Origin of the sequence: Sphingomonas sanxanigenens DSM 19645 = NX02 (assembly GCF_000512205.2) — a bacterium.
Classification (GTDB): Bacteria; Pseudomonadota; Alphaproteobacteria; order Sphingomonadales; family Sphingomonadaceae; genus Sphingomonas_D; species Sphingomonas_D sanxanigenens.
This window is the reverse complement of the sequence record NZ_CP006644.1, coordinates 1243768-1258069: the sequence shown is the minus strand read 5'-3', so window position 1 is coordinate 1258069 and position 14302 is coordinate 1243768. Positions and strand designations below refer to the sequence as shown.

The 14302-nt window shown below is 64.7% G+C and carries 15 protein-coding genes; 6 read left to right on the top strand and 9 right to left on the bottom strand.

Annotated elements, in window-relative coordinates:
• Positions 1-3: 3 nt before the first annotated feature.
• The 8 genes from NX02_RS05960 to NX02_RS05925 form a co-directional block, all read right to left on the bottom strand.
• Positions 4-1002 (bottom strand): acyl-CoA dehydrogenase family protein, encoded by a 999-nt coding sequence (locus NX02_RS05960; protein WP_025291280.1) that lies wholly within the window; start codon positions 1000-1002, stop codon positions 4-6.
• 2 nt (positions 1003-1004) lie between these two features.
• Positions 1005-2180 carry an acetyl-CoA C-acetyltransferase gene (locus tag NX02_RS05955; RefSeq protein ID WP_025291279.1) on the bottom strand — a complete coding sequence of 392 codons (1176 nt, stop codon included), beginning with the start codon at positions 2178-2180 and terminating at the stop codon, positions 1005-1007.
• A 17-nt stretch (positions 2181-2197) separates the two neighbouring features.
• The gene (locus tag NX02_RS05950) at positions 2198-3376 is read right to left on the bottom strand and encodes an acyl-CoA dehydrogenase family protein (RefSeq protein ID WP_025291278.1); all 1179 of its coding nucleotides are present in this window, start codon (positions 3374-3376) and stop codon (positions 2198-2200) included.
• Between the two features lie 3 nt (positions 3377-3379).
• Positions 3380-4528: a thiolase family protein gene (locus NX02_RS05945; RefSeq protein ID WP_025291277.1), complete on the bottom strand. Its 1149-nt coding sequence runs from the start codon at positions 4526-4528 to the stop codon at positions 3380-3382.
• A complete protein-coding gene (locus NX02_RS05940; protein WP_025291276.1) occupies positions 4525-4947 on the bottom strand; it encodes a Zn-ribbon domain-containing OB-fold protein in 423 nt (140 codons plus the stop codon). The genes NX02_RS05945 and NX02_RS05940 overlap by 4 nt, the downstream gene beginning before the upstream one ends.
• A gap of 65 nt (positions 4948-5012) precedes the next feature.
• Positions 5013-5786 carry a helix-turn-helix transcriptional regulator gene (locus tag NX02_RS05935; protein WP_025291275.1) on the bottom strand — a complete coding sequence of 258 codons (774 nt, stop codon included), beginning with the start codon at positions 5784-5786 and terminating at the stop codon, positions 5013-5015.
• 22 nt (positions 5787-5808) lie between these two features.
• Entirely contained in the window at positions 5809-6426 is a 618-nt protein-coding gene (locus tag NX02_RS05930; protein ID WP_025291274.1) for a TetR/AcrR family transcriptional regulator, read from the bottom strand.
• Between the two features lie 47 nt (positions 6427-6473).
• On the bottom strand, positions 6474-7193 hold the full coding sequence (locus NX02_RS05925; RefSeq protein WP_025291273.1) for an SDR family NAD(P)-dependent oxidoreductase: 720 nt from the start codon (positions 7191-7193) through the stop codon (positions 6474-6476).
• Positions 7194-7284: 91 nt separating this feature from the next.
• On the opposite strand from NX02_RS05925, the gene NX02_RS05920 reads away from it, so the two are divergent.
• Complete coding sequence (locus NX02_RS05920; RefSeq protein WP_025291272.1) at positions 7285-8037, top strand: SDR family NAD(P)-dependent oxidoreductase; 753 nt, start codon at positions 7285-7287, stop codon at positions 8035-8037.
• Positions 8038-8050: 13 nt separating this feature from the next.
• On the opposite strand, the gene NX02_RS05915 is transcribed toward NX02_RS05920, so the two are convergent.
• Positions 8051-8740 (bottom strand): carboxymuconolactone decarboxylase family protein, encoded by a 690-nt coding sequence (locus NX02_RS05915; protein ID WP_025291271.1) that lies wholly within the window; start codon positions 8738-8740, stop codon positions 8051-8053.
• Positions 8741-8911: 171 nt separating this feature from the next.
• Here NX02_RS05915 and NX02_RS05910 point away from each other — a divergent pair, with 171 nt between their 5' ends.
• Genes NX02_RS05910 through NX02_RS05890 form a run of 5 tightly spaced genes read left to right on the top strand, consistent with a single transcriptional unit; the run spans position 8912 to position 14208 of the window.
• A complete protein-coding gene (locus tag NX02_RS05910; protein ID WP_025291270.1) occupies positions 8912-9799 on the top strand; it encodes an SDR family NAD(P)-dependent oxidoreductase in 888 nt (295 codons plus the stop codon).
• Complete coding sequence (locus tag NX02_RS05905; protein ID WP_025291269.1) at positions 9796-10548, top strand: SDR family NAD(P)-dependent oxidoreductase; 753 nt, start codon at positions 9796-9798, stop codon at positions 10546-10548. The genes NX02_RS05910 and NX02_RS05905 overlap by 4 nt, the downstream gene beginning before the upstream one ends.
• Positions 10545-11705, top strand: a complete 1161-nt coding sequence (locus NX02_RS05900; protein ID WP_025291268.1) for an acyl-CoA dehydrogenase family protein — start codon at positions 10545-10547, stop codon at positions 11703-11705. Before NX02_RS05905 ends, NX02_RS05900 begins: the two co-directional genes overlap by 4 nt.
• Positions 11702-13141 (top strand): DUF1254 domain-containing protein, encoded by a 1440-nt coding sequence (locus tag NX02_RS05895; protein ID WP_025291267.1) that lies wholly within the window; start codon positions 11702-11704, stop codon positions 13139-13141. Before NX02_RS05900 ends, NX02_RS05895 begins: the two co-directional genes overlap by 4 nt.
• Positions 13138-14208 carry a phosphotransferase gene (locus NX02_RS05890; protein ID WP_025291266.1) on the top strand — a complete coding sequence of 357 codons (1071 nt, stop codon included), beginning with the start codon at positions 13138-13140 and terminating at the stop codon, positions 14206-14208. The genes NX02_RS05895 and NX02_RS05890 overlap by 4 nt, the downstream gene beginning before the upstream one ends.
• The last annotated feature ends 94 nt before the right edge of the window (positions 14209-14302 follow it).

The following is a 14302-nucleotide window of genomic DNA, read 5'->3' as shown; positions in this document are numbered from 1 at the left end:
TGGTCAGGCGGCGAGCACCGCTCTCGCTGCGATCGCGCCGCCATGCAACCGGGACAGCAACAGCACCCGACGCAATCCGCGTCCCACCGCAAGTTCGTCGGTCACCCCCATGCCGCCGTGCAGTTGCACCGCGTCCTCGGCGAGCTTGAGCGCCGCATCGCAAACATAGGCTTTGGCTGTCGCTACCGCGCGCAACCGCCGTTGCTCCTCGACCAGTGCGGCCTTCAGTAGCAGCGAGCGGCACTGCTCCAGCGAGGCGTAGAGCCGCGCGCAACGATGCTGCACCACCTGGAAGCTGGCGATGGGTTTTCCGAATTGATGCCGTTGCCGAACATAATCGAGGGTCAGGTCGAGCAAGGTCGCCATCGATCCGACCATCTCCGCCACCACCGCCAACTCCGCGAGAGCAACGGCCATCGCCAATGCCTCTGACCGGATCGGCAACGGCTCGGTTGCCGTATCCTGGAAACCGAGATGTGCCGCCATGCTGCCGTCGACCAACCGCACGGGCATTCGTACCACACCCGGCGCGGCCGCATCTATCAGCAGCGCCCCGCCGCCTTCCGGCACGACAACGAAGGCGGCGGCATCCATTCCCTCGCGCACGATGCCGGCAGAACCAGACAGCCGCTCTTCGCTGACCACCCCTCCCCGGGCAAAGGCGAGCAACGCTGTCCCCTGCGCCAGCGGCTCGGCCCAGCGCTGACCCGCCTTGCTGCCGGCGATGGCGCGGCCGCACAGCACGATGCTCTCGGCGAGCGGGGTGATCGCAAGCGCCCGTCCCATCTCCTCGGCGACGATCATCACCTCCGCCGCGCCGCCGCCCATGCCGCCGGCTCCTTCCGGCAGCAGAAAGCCGAGCAAGCCGAGTTCGCCGAGCGCCCGCCAGTCCTCGCGCGACATCGGCAGCTTCGCCATGCTGCCCGTGTCATAGCGATCGGCAAGAAAGCGCCGGACCATTTCGCGCACCATCGCCTGCTCGTCCGTAGGCGCGAGGTTCATCGTCAAAGCACCTCGATGATCGAGGCGTTGGCGATGCCGCCGCCCTCGCACATCGTCTGCAGGCCGTAGCGCTGCCCGCGGGCCTTCAGGGCGTGGATAAGCGTCGCCATCAGTTTCGTGCCCGTTGCCCCCAGGGGATGGCCGAGCGCGATCGCGCCGCCGTTGACGTTGAGCTTTGCGGGGTCCGAATCCAGCGCCTTCATCCACGCCATCGGAATTGAGGCGAAGGCTTCGTTGACCTCGAACAGGTCGATATCTCTCATCGAGAGGCCGGCGCGTTCCAACACGCGCCGGGTTGCCGGGATCGGCTCCTCCAGCATGATCACGGGGTCGCCGGCCGTCACCGCAAGGTTGACGATCCGGGCGATCGGCGTGAGCCCATGCGCCTTCACCGCCGCTTCCGAGGCGACAAGGACGCCGCTCGCCCCGTCACAGATCTGGCTGGCCGTCGCGGCAGAGAGCGTGCCACCTTCACTCAGCAGCTTGACCGACCCGATCGACTCCAGCGTGGCTCCGGCACGCACCCCTTCGTCACGGTCGTGAACCGCCTGCTCGCCCCCGGCCGTGACGATCGGCACGGGCACGATCTCCTTGTCAAAGGCACCCGCCTCGATCGCCGCTGCCGCCTTGCGGTGACTGTCCAGCGCAAACCGGTCATGATCTTCGCGCGTGAAGCCGTATTTGTCGGCAATCGCTTGGGCGCCATGGAATTGGCTGAACATCTCTACGCCGTAACGCTTCTGGATGGATGCCGAGAACGGATTAAAGCCGATGCCACCCGCCTGGGCGAGCGTGATCGGAGACCCCATCGGCACGCGGCTCATGCTTTCGACACCCCCGGCGATGACGATGTCCTGAAGCCCCGACATCACCGCCTGCGCCGCGAAATGAACTGCCTGCTGTGAAGAACCGCACTGGCGATCGATGGTCACCGCCGGAACGCTGTCGGGAAGGTTGGAGGCAAGCACGATGTTGCGGCCGAAGGCAAAGGTCTGCTCGCCGACCTGACTGACGCAGCCTATGATCACGTCGTCGATCGCAGCGGGATCGACGCCCGCGTCGGCGACCAGCGCGTCCAGCACGAGCGCGCCGAGGTCGGCGGGATGCCAGCCGGCGAGGCGGCCATTGCGGCGGCCGCCAGCGGTGCGACGCGCGGAGACGATATAGGCTTCGGGCATGATGTGTCCTTTGATGGTCAAAGGCCGAGCGCGGCCTTGGCGATGACGGTGAGCTGGATTTCGCTCGTGCCGCCGAAGATCGACCAGGCGCGGGCGTTGAGATAGCGGGCGGCGGCTACCTGCGCCTCGGCGGGCCCGACCGGCGTCGGCATGCCCGCCCGGTAGAATGGCCGCTCGCTGGGAAGCTGGAGGCCGGCCATCCCGCAGGCGTCCAATGCCAGCATCTCGATCCCCTGCCGGATCTCGGAGGCGATGAGCTTGGTGGTGAGGCTGCGCGGGTCCGGATCAGCGCCGCTTTCGATCTCGACGAGCGTGCGCAATTCGGTCATTTCAAGCGCCTCCGCCTCCAACCGGAGGCGGATCGCGCGATCTGCCAACTCGCCGGAAAGGGGGCCTACCGCGCCCCGCAGCCGCGACAGGTCGGCAAGGAGAGCGGGCGCGAAGCTTGACCCGCCGCGCTCATTCTCCAGCAGGAACTTGGCGATGGACCAGCCCTGCCCTTCTTCGCCGACCCGGTCCGCGACGGGAACGCGCACCTCGTCGAGAAAGACCTCGTTCAGTTCGTGATCGCCGGACGCGCTGAGAATCGGCTGCACGGTTACGCCGGGCAGATCCATGTCGATCAAAAGGAAGCTGATGCCCTGCTGCGGCTTCACGCCGGGATCGGTACGGACGAGCGCGAACAGTCGGTTCGCGTACTGCGCCTGCGTCGTCCAGATCTTGTGGCCGGAAACCACGTAATGGTCGCCGTCGCGAACCGCACGGGTCCGCAGACTGGCGAGGTCAGAACCGGAACCAGGTTCGGAGAAGCCCTGCGCCCAGACATGTTGGGCGCTCCGTAGCCGCGGCAGGTAGTACGCCTGCTGCGCCTCGGTGCCGAAGGTGTAGAGTACCGGGCCGACGAGCTTCAGCCCCATGCCGGGCAGGATCGGCGCGCCAGCCTCGGCGCACTCCTTCTCGAAGATCCAGCGCTGGACAGGACTCCAGCCCGGCCCGCCGGCGCATTCCGGCCAGTGATAGACGAGCCAGCCCTTCGCCTCGAGGATCGCCTGCCACGGGCGGGCGATGTCGGGCTCGGCGAACACGCCCGAAGTAAGCGCCGCGCCGCGCCGCAGCTCGGGCGACAGCGACTGATCGAGAAAGGCGCGAACCTCGTCGCGAAAGGCGCGCTGCGCCGCGGTAAACGCAAGATCCATGGCTCAGCGCTCCACGATCGCGACGGCGGAAACGCCCGGGGCGCCATAGACGTGGCTGTAGCCAAGCCGCAGCTTGCCCGGTGCCTGGCGTGCACCCGCCCGGCCGATCAGCTGGACATAATTCTCGTACACCTGCCGAAGGCCCGAGGCGCCGATCGGCTCGCCGCAGGCAAGGCAGCCGCCGTCGGTGTTCACAGGCAGCGCGCCACCGATACGCGTTCGCTCTTCGGCGATCCACCCGGTCTGCTCGCCGTCAGCGCAGAAGCCGTTCTCGGCCATGTGCATGATCTCCGCGCCCGCCTCGGTATCCTGAAGCTGCGCGATGTCGATGTCCTCCGGCCCGACACCCGCCATCTCGTATGCGGCGCGCGCGGCAACCGTCGTCGGTGACCCGCCCCGCTCGACGTCGAGCGCGGGGGAAAAGACTTCGAACGACCCCGGCGGCCGCGTCCGAACCGCAGCGGCCCGCAAACGAACGGCCGGAAGGCCCAGCTCGCGCGCCTTCTTCCCGCTCGCCAGCACGAGGGCGACGGCACCCTCCCCCGGCGAGCAGAACATGAACTTCGTCAGCGGATCGCTGACCATCTGTGAATCGAGGATGGTGTCGAGATCCACCGCCTCGCGCCGCCACGCATGATCCGCCAGCACGCCGTTCGCGAACGCCTTTTCGGCAACCGCACCCAATGTGCGCGGGGTAATGCCATAAAGCGCCATGTAACGTTGGATCTTCATCGCGAAGAACTGGGTCGTCAGCATCAGCCCCGTCTCGCCATACCAGTCCGGCAGGCCCCAGTCAGCCGGCAGCGGCGAGAAGGATCCGCGCGGATGCTTGTCGAAACCAACCGCCAGTCCGAGGTCGAACGCGCCCGACTTGACGGCGCTGTAGGCCCCGAACATCGCCGAACCGCCCGTCGCGCAGCCGTTCGAGACATTGATGAAAGGAATGCCGGTCAGCCCCAGCTCGGAAACCATCGTGTCGGCATTGCCCGCCGCGTCCGATCCGCCGAACGCGAACTGGATGTCGGACCAGGCCAAGCCGGCTCGCTCCAACGCCTGCCGCACGGCGAACACGCCCTGCTGAAGCCCGGTCATCCCGGGCGTCCGGCCGAACGGATGGATGCCGGCGCCGACGATGAACACATCCTCGCTCATGCCGCCGCGCCTTCAGCGGGAGCGAATGCGAAAGTCGTGCTCGAAAGGCCGTCGGCCGCCGCGAATAGCAGCGGGACGAGCCGCATGGCCATGCCGATCGCCAGCGTTTCAAAAGCGACATCGGTCAGCCGACTTTCGACGATCAGAACCCCGTCGAGCTCGATATAACCGACGGCGTAGGGCTCGAATTCGTCGAGCCCGGCATAAGGAGGCGTTTTCGGGCGAAAGCGCTGGATTGTCCACGACCAGAGCCGACCGTGATTCGGGAGTGTGATGCGTTCGTAGCGCGCGTCGCTTTCAGGGCGTGCCGGGAACCGCACCCGGCCTGTCTCGAGCTCCCGGGATGCGATGAGGTGGATTCCGTCTGCCCCAAGGCAGATGAGATCGTTGGCAATGGGTGGCGGTGACAAGTCGGGCACGGTCTATCTCCTGCCCAACCCATATCGATCGACCGAGCGGTCGGCTTCTGACCATTGCGATAGCCTTAGCGGATCATGCCCAGAAAACCGAGTTGTGCCGCCTTGAACAGCGTCTGGTCGCGATTGACTGCGTCGAGCTTCACCGAGGCGGAGCGGATATGGAACCGCACGGTCGTCCGCTGGAGACCGAGGATCATGCCGATCTCGTCGTTTGTCTTGCCCGCTGCCGCCCAGCGCAGGCATTCCACCTCGCGCTTGGTCAACGATACGCCGGCGAGACCGGGTCGAGCCCTCTCGGTCACCTTCACATAGCTCTGCACGAACGCACGGGCGAGTACGGCCAAGGCGTCCGCTGCGTGCGCGTAGGCTTGGGACAGATCGTTCGTTTCCTTCTCCGGCGAGAGAAAGCTGGCAGCCGCGATCTGGCCAAAGGGAAGGTGGATCGGAACGACAAGCGCCGCAGCCGTCATGGCGCGGATGCGGAAATCGTGCAGATCGATCGCGTCCAGCAGCGGATTGGGCAGACGGGTATGAAAGCCGTGCCCATTGCACCAAAAGGGCTCTGCCTCGACCCTGCAGGCGTGGACGATCGGGGACGAAAGGGCGAGCTGCGGCGCCTCCCACCAGCGGGGTTCACCGCCGTGGAAGCCGAACACCTCGCTCGCCAGCACCGCACCCTCGCCGTCACGCATCGGCTCGCGCGAGGCAATGTTGTGCGTAACCGCGGTGCGGAGCCCGCACAGGCTCCTCACTGCGTCGCGGAGTGCCTCGGCTGCCGCGCGTATCCCCGCCGGCTCGCCAAAGCGGACGGCTGAAATCGTCTCTGGCAAAATCTGCATGGCGCGCCTTCGTCGGCCAGCGTCAGCCTTGAGTCAGACTGAGCCCGTTGAAGAAAGGGGTGCACAAGGCATCGGCTACTTCTTCGGGCGTCTTCTTCTTGGCCATTGGCGGATACCATTTATAGGCCCAGTTACACATGCCGAGAAACCCGAAGGTTGTCAGATCCGGATCGCACGGCCTGAAATGGCCGTTGTCGATGCCGTGTCTGATGATACTTCGGACCTGATCAAAGTAGGCGTTGCGCTGAGCACGGATATGGTTGCGCATCTTGCCCTCTAGGTCCTCGTAATGATCCATGAACGCTCGAACGTAACCGGGATGCTCCGCGATCTGGCGCAGAATGTCGATACACGCTGCGCGCAGGCGAACATGTGGATCGCCACCGTCATCCTTCTCCTGAAGCCCTGCAAGCAGCGCGCTCATGTGCGCATCATGCATGGCGAAGAGGATTGCATTCTTGCTGGGAAAATAATGGTAGAGTGTCGGCTTGCCGAGACCCACCTCGTCAGCCAGCATCTGCATGGATGTCTTGTGGTAGCCGACCCTGTCGAACAAGCTCGCACAATGACGAAGGATTTCACCGCGCTTCTCATCATGCGCCTCCGTCGTCTGCCGCTTCTTCGTCGTCGCTCGGGCCATACCAACTCAGTTCCTTGTTCTTGCCGCCGGACTCGCAATGGACGTCCCTATTGAACCAATGCTCCGCCATCGACGGCCAGCGATACGCCAGTGATGTAGGACGATTCATCGCAAGCAAGGAAGAGGATCGCTGCGACGATCTCATCCATGCTCCCAAAACGGCCCATCGGTATGCGCGAAATGCGGCGCCGGAACGCCTCTGCATCCGCGTAGGCCATGCGAGCGACCCCGCTGTCGATCGGCCCCGGATGAACCGCATTGCAGCGGATTCCTTCGGCTGCATGCTGCGCGGCAGTCACCTTTGTCAGCATCGCCAGTGCTGCCTTGCTGCGCGCATAGGCGGGATCCATGATTTGCGACTGGCCCAACCCGGCGACAGACGAGACGTTGACGATGGTGCCACCCCCCTGCGCGCAAAACGCCGGTAGGACAGCCTGCGTACCCAGGAAGCATCCCTTGGCGTTGACCTGCATCATTCTGTCCCACTCATCGGGTGTCCGATCGCCGATCTGCACCAAGCTCGACGCGACGCCGGCATTGTTGATGAGGATATCCACCCCGCCCCACATTGCCAGAATCCGGCCGACGGCAGCCGCCCAGCCGCCAGCGCTCGTGACATCAAGATGAATGGCGGCGACCTCGCCTTCGGCAGGTTCGAGGTCCGCAATCAGCACCCGCGCGCCTTCGGCCACGAACGCCTCGACGATCGAACGGCCCAAGCCCCCGGCTCCTCCAGTAACGATCGCGCGCTTGCCGGCAAGCCGCATGGCCCTCTCCAAATGTCCACTCGACCGTCCGGTCGGTCCTGCTTAAGGGTGAGGCCAACATCCTTTGAACGCAAGCAGGACCGGGCAAATTATGCAACTGGCGGGAAAAATTGCCTTGATCACGGGGGCGAGTTCCGGACTGGGCCGGCATTTCGCGAAGCTTGTCGCCCGCGAAGGCGCGACCGCTGTCGTCGCGGCCCGTCGCGCGCACGCATTGGAGATGCTGGCCGCAGAAATACGGGAGAGCGGCGGTGCCTGCATCCCGATTGAGATGGACGTCACTGATCCTGGCTCGGTGGCTAGCGCGTTCGCGTTCATCGAACGGGAAGCCGACGCGCCGCTCTCGCTCCTCGTCAACAATGCGGGGGTCGCACAGACTCGCGCTGCGCTTGACGTCACCGCGTCCGAATGGCGGCAGGTTCTCGACCCCAACCTCACCGGCGCCTTTTTGGTTGCCCAGCAGGCTGCCCGGGCGATGCATGACGGCGGCGGCACGATCGTCAACGTCGCTTCCATTCTCGGTGAGCGCGTTTCCAAGGGGCTCGCCGCTTATGCGGCCAGCAAGGCGGGCCTGATCCAGTTGACGAAGGCGATGGCGCTGGAATGGGCACCGCTCGGCATTCGGGTGAACGCGCTGGCACCCGGCTATATCGCGACGGATCTCAACCGCGACTTCTTCGCATCGACGGCGGGACAGCGGCTGATCGCCCGCATCCCGCAACGCCGGCTGGGCCAGATGAGCGACCTCGACGGACCGCTGATGCTGCTTTGCTCCGATCAGTCGCGATACATGACGGGGGCGGTGATCGCGGTCGATGGCGGCCACCTTGTGAGCGGCCTGTAGACGCAAGGAGCGATCAGGCGTCCATCGCGGTCGCGCCAATGACCCATGCCGAAAGCCCGGCAGTCGGCACCGCACAGATCACCGCCTCGGCAACCGCCTCCTCGCTCGCCCCAGCCTTGCGGGCGCCCTTCATATGGACGGAGGACCATTCGCTGTAATCGGCGACGAGTACCGTGACGAGCAGAAGTTCCGCGCTGATCGGCCCCAGCGCGGTGCCCGAGAGCGTCCCCTCGCGCATGAGATAGTATGCGTCGGCACCGAGCGGTTTGACGGCGAGAAGCTTGCCGAGCGACGGCGGCATTGTTCCGAAATAGTGGAGAAAGTTGGTCTCGGCGGCGCCGGGTTCCACCACAAGTTCCTCGTCCGGCCATTCGGGATCGACCGCCTCGGGAAACACCTCGCAGAAGATGCCATGATAGCGAAGCGCCGCGCCCTCGCCTCGCACGCTCGACAGGATCGCGACCGCGGCGGCAGCCTCGAGCTCGGTGAGCCCGGAATCGCGCGCTGCGGCGAGTTCGCGCCTCGCGAGCTCGCAATATCCCTTCACGACAGCGGCGCAGGCCACGAACAGACGCTTGATACGCGTCGGCAACGCGCCATCGGTTTCGATAATTGTGCGCCAGCGACGGAAGCCTGCCACCGTCTTGGGCGCATCGCGCCGCAGAAGACCGAGGCTTGCGAGCGGAGGCAGAAGATCGGGCATCGTCTCTCCAATATTCTCTAGACCGTCCGGTCGGCTTGCTCTTGCTATTCGCCTCTCCGAAAGACGTCAATCGGGTCTGACGCTGTTGACGTCCGACCGGACGGTCGATTACGTTCGAGACTGGACTCCCTTCCGGGCACAATCCGGACAGCAGCAGAGGAACGGCTCCCGATGATGGACTTTTCCGGGAAGACGGCGGTGATAACCGGCGCCGGCAGTGGCATCGGCGCCGCCCTCGCAAAGATCGCCTCGACGGAGGGGATGAATCTCGTGCTTGCAGACATCAACCTCGCCGATCTCGAAAGCGTCGCCGATAGCCTCTCGGCCCCCGCGATCGCTCTTCGACGGACGGATGTCGCCGATGCAGCTGCCGTGCAGTCTCTCGCAGATCTCGCATGGGAGCGTTTCGGTGAGGTTTCGCTTCTGTGTAACAATGCAGGCGTTGTACCCGGCGGCCGGCATCGACTCGTCTGGGATTTCACGCCGCAGGACTGGCGCTGGGCGTTCAGCGTCAACGTGGACGGCGTGGTCAACGGCATCCGCAGCTTCGTGCCGCGGATGATAGCCGAAGGACGGTCGGGCCACGTCCTCAATACCGCTTCGGTCGCCGGCTTCGTCAGCGGCGCGGGATCGGCCGTGTATGGCGCGTCGAAGCATGCCGTCGTTCGCATCACGGAGGCGCTTTATGCCGGCCTCCGCGACGTGCGGGCACCGATCGGCGTGACGATGCTTTGTCCCGGGCTCGTCGCGACCCGCATCTACGAGGCGGAACGATCCAGGCCCGATCATCTGCGCTCAGCCGGAGGGCGCCCGGAAGAGGCAGAAGCGCTTCAGTCCATTGCCGACAATCTCTACCGAAATGCGCCGTCGGCCGATCAGGTTGCCGCCCAAGCGTTCGAGGGCATTCGCAATGATCAATTCTACGTGTTCACCTCCGATCGCTTCGACGAGCCGATCCGGGAGCGTGCGGACGCCATATTGGCGCGCCGTAACCCCCATTTCGAAAGCCTGCTAGCGCTGAGCAAGGGCGATGCCGGCATGGAGGACGAGGCCGCATGAGCCGGCTCCAAGGCAGGATTGCGCTGGTCACAGGTGCCGCCTCCGGCATCGGCCTTGCTACGAGTCTCCGCTTTGCGCGCGAGGGCGCGACCGTTCTTCTGGTCGATCGCAACGACGTGGCTTTACGTGCGGCACGGGCCGCCCTCCCGGAGGATGGGCATGAAACTGTCGTTCTGGACGTGACCGACGAAAAGGGCTGGATAGCGCTTGCGGAGCGCATCGCCGCGCGCTTCGGTAAGCTCGATGTCCTCGTGAACAATGCCGGGTTCGGAAAGTTCGGCTCGATCGCGGACACGACGCTCGACCAGTGGCGGTCGATCATCGCGGTCAATCTGGACAGTGTCTTCCTCGCCACGAAATATATGTTGCCGCTGCTCGCAGCATCGGGCCGCGGCGCGATCGTCAACATGTCCTCGATCCGCGGCATCGTCGGGGCGCCGAACACCGGCTCCTACTGCGCCGCCAAGGGCGGAGTCCGGATGTTCACGAAAGCAACGGCGCTGGAATGCGCGGCCATTGGCAACGGCGTTCGCGCGAACTCGATCCATCCCGGCCATATAGCGACCCCCCTCACCGCTCCCGCCTATACGGATCGCGAGATCGCGAGAACATTGCTGGCGGATGTCCCGCTCGGCAGGATCGGCGAGGCGGACGAGATCGCTGACGGCATCCTGTTCCTCGCCAGCGACGAGTCCCGTTACATGACCGGTGGGGAAATCGTCATCGACGGAGGAAGTACCGCGCAATGACCGATCGTGCGCTCGCCATCGCGGCGAATGTCGAGACCTTCGTCAGGGAGGTCATCGTTCCTTACGAAAAGGACGAGAGGCTGGGATATCATGGTCCAAGCGACGAGCTCGTCATGGAATTGCGGGCGAAAGCGCGAGAAGCGGGCGTTCTGACCCCCCACATCCTCGCCGACGGTTCGCATCTGACGCAGCGGGAGACCGCCACCGTCCTCACGCGGAGCGGCCTTTCCCCCCTTGGCCCACTCGCGTGCAACACCGCCGCACCCGACGAGGGCAACATGTACCTTCTTGGGAAGGTCGGCACCCCCGATCAGAAGGCACGCTTCCTCGATCCGCTCGTGCGGGGCGAAGCGAGGTCGGCCTTCTTCATGACGGAACCTGCCGAGGATGGCGGCGCGGGATCCGATCCCTCGATGATGCAGACGGCCTGCCGGCTCGACGGCAATCACTGGATCATCAATGGCCGCAAGAAATTCATCACGGGTGCCGAGGGTGCGCGCGTCGGCATCGTCATGGCGAAGTCAGACGATGGCGCCTGCATGTTCCTGGTCGACCTGCCCGACCCGGCGATCCGCACCGTGCGCATCCTCGACACCATCGACAACTCCATGCCGGGCGGCCATGCAGAGATCGACATTGTCGACCTGCGCGTGCCTGCCGACCAGATGCTGGGAGCGAGCGGCGAGGGATTCAAATATGCGCAGATCCGGCTGAGCCCCGCGCGCCTCTCGCACTGCATGCGCTGGCGGGGACTGGCAATCCGGGCCAACGAGATCGCCATCGACTATGCATGCCGGCGCTATGCGTTCGGTAAGCCGCTCATCGACCATGAGGGCGTCGGCTTCATGCTGGCCGACAATCTGATCGACCTGAAGCAGGCCGAGACGATGATCGACTGGTGCGCGAGCATCCTCGACACGGGTTCGCTCGGCACGGCGGAAAGCTCCATGGCAAAGGTGGCGGTGTCCGACGCGCTGTTCCGCGTCGCAGACCGGTGCGTGCAGGTGATGGGCGGCACCGGCGTTTCCGGCGACACGATCGTCGAGCAGGCATTCCGGGAGATCCGCGCCTTCCGCATCTATGACGGACCGACCGAGGTCCACAAATGGAGCCTGGCCAAGAAGATCAAGCGCGATTGGAAAGCAGCACAGGCATGAGGCAGAAGCATCACCGGCGCCTCCTTCGCGCGGCACTCGCTGTTGCGCCGCTCTGCTGCGCAACAGCGGGATATAGCCAGATTCCGAGCTTCGCCGCGCCCGAAGCACCCGTCACGGCCGCTGGCTATGGTGCCGACCTGCTGCCGAAAGACGTCGAGGGCCGGGCGGACCTGCTGAGGACGACGGCGTTCGACGCCACGATCTACGGCATGGCCGCCTACCTTCAATATGAGCAGCTCTACCGGCAGGTCTTCGACCGCCACTCCCCCATGTTCACGGGCTTTAGTCGCTTCGCGCACGAGCGAGATCTTGCGGGTCCGGATTATGCGACGTTCAAGGTGCCCAACACCGATACGCTGTACTCGAATGCCTGGATCGATCTTACCAGGGGCCCGGTCGAGATCCAGATCCCGGCAACGCAACTGAAATACTTCACGCTCAACATCTTCGATATTTTCGGCAACCCGAGCAATCTGAGCAATCGGACTGTCGGCAAGGAGGGCGGCCGCTTCCTGCTGGTCCCCCGCGGCTGGCAGGGCACGGCAGCGGAAGGCGTGACCGTCTACCACGCAGCGACTCCCCAGCTTTGGATTCTGATGCGCGTCTTCGCGCAATCGGAAAAAGAGGTTCGGGTCGCCCGCGCCTTCCAGGATGCGGTCAGGATCATCCCTCCAGCCGACGATGCGGCGGAAACGAAGGAGCCCATGATCGCGCCCCCGCTTCCGGGCGCCGGCGCCACGGCCTTTCTCGGGGCGCTGGACTACATTCTGCGGATCAATGGCTGCCAGGCTGGCGAGGAGGCGCTGGTGTCCCGCTTCCGACCTCTTGGTATCCTGGCCGACCGCCCGTTCGATGCCGCGTCTCTCGACCAGGCTGCACGCATCGCGATCGAAGCAGGATATGCGGAGGCGCTCGCTCTTATCACCAAATCCAGGTCGCGGCTTGGCGAGCCGACCGGAACCGGATGGATGAAGGTGAACAAGGGGATCTACGGATACAACTATCTGCGTCGTTCCGTAATCAACATGGCGGGTCTCGGCGCGAATGTCCGAGAAGAGAATGCGTCCTATACGACTTTCGTGGACGGCAGCGGGGCGCCGCTGGATGGAGCAATATCCCGCTACACGCTGCGCCTGCAGACGCCGCCACCCGTCAACGGCTTCTGGTCGGTCACGCTCTATGATGCAAAGACCTTTGCGCTCTATCCAAACCCGCTCCGCCGCTATCTCGTGAGCGATCGCACCAAGGGGCTGAGGGTAGCGCCTGATGGATCGGTGCGAATCCACCTGCAACATGCACGGAGCGTCAAAGAGAACTGGCTGCCGGCGCCCGCCGGACCCTTCTTCGTCGTAATCCGAGCCTATAGTCCCAAGCCGGAGATGCTGAACGGTCAGTGGCTGCCACCGGCGATTGCCGCAGATGGAACTGCGAAGTGACGACGCGGGCAAACGCCGATAGCGGAACCACGGCGGTCCGACCCGGCTATGAACTCGACCTCGCCAGATTGGACGCCTGGATGCGCGGCCACGTGTCGGGCTATGCGGGGCCACTCAGCGTGGAGCAGTTCCGGGGCGGTCAATCCAACCCGACCTACAAACTGGTCACCCCGGAGCAGAGATACGTCCTGCGCAAGCAGCCGCCCGGCCAACTGCTGAAGGGCGCCCACGCGCTCGATCGCGAGGCCAAGGTTCTGACCGGGCTCGCCCAGGCGCACTTTCCCGTGCCTGCAGTTCACGGCCTCTGCACCGACCCGGCAGTTTTAGGCACGATCTTCTACGTGATGGACATGGTCGAAGGTCGCATCTTCTGGGATGCGACGCTGCCGGGCATGGTGCCGGAAGAGCGTTCCGCCATCTTCGATGCCATGAACGCGACTATTGCCGCGCTGCACAGCATCGACTTCGGCACGATCGGGCTCGGCGATTATGGTCGGCCGGGAAACTATTTCGCCCGGCAGATCGCGCGCTGGTCGGATCAATATTTCCGCGACGCCGAGGCCGGCCGCGATTCCGCCATGGATCGTCTCGTCGAATGGCTTCCCGCGCACATTCCGCCAGGCGCCGAGACAAGCATCGTGCACGGCGACTTCCGCATCGATAATCTCATCTTCCACCCCACCGAGCCGCGGGTCCTCGCGGTACTCGACTGGGAGCTTTCTACCCTCGGCCATCCAGGCGCGGATTTCGCCTATAATGCCATGATGTACCGAATGCCGCCGCACATCGTGGCAGGGCTTTCGGGATCGGACCTGGGCGCGCTCGGCATCCCTGATGAGTCGTCCTATCTCGCTGCCTATTGTCGCCGGCGCGGGCTGACCGACATGCCGGGCTATGATTTTTACGTCGCCTTCAACTTCTTCCGGTTGGCGGCGATCTTTCACGGCATAAAGGGGCGGGTCATTCGCGGGAACGCCTCGTCGGCGCAGGCGCGCGAGCGGATTGCGGCTCTTCCCGAGCTTATGCGGCTTGCGTGGGCGCAAGCCGAAAGAGCAGGCGCAAAATGATCGGACCGGCCATAACGCTCGAAAGGTCCGGAGACGTCGCATGGCTTATGCCGGCTCCCGCTTGGCACCAACGACAACCAGGGCCGGATCTTCA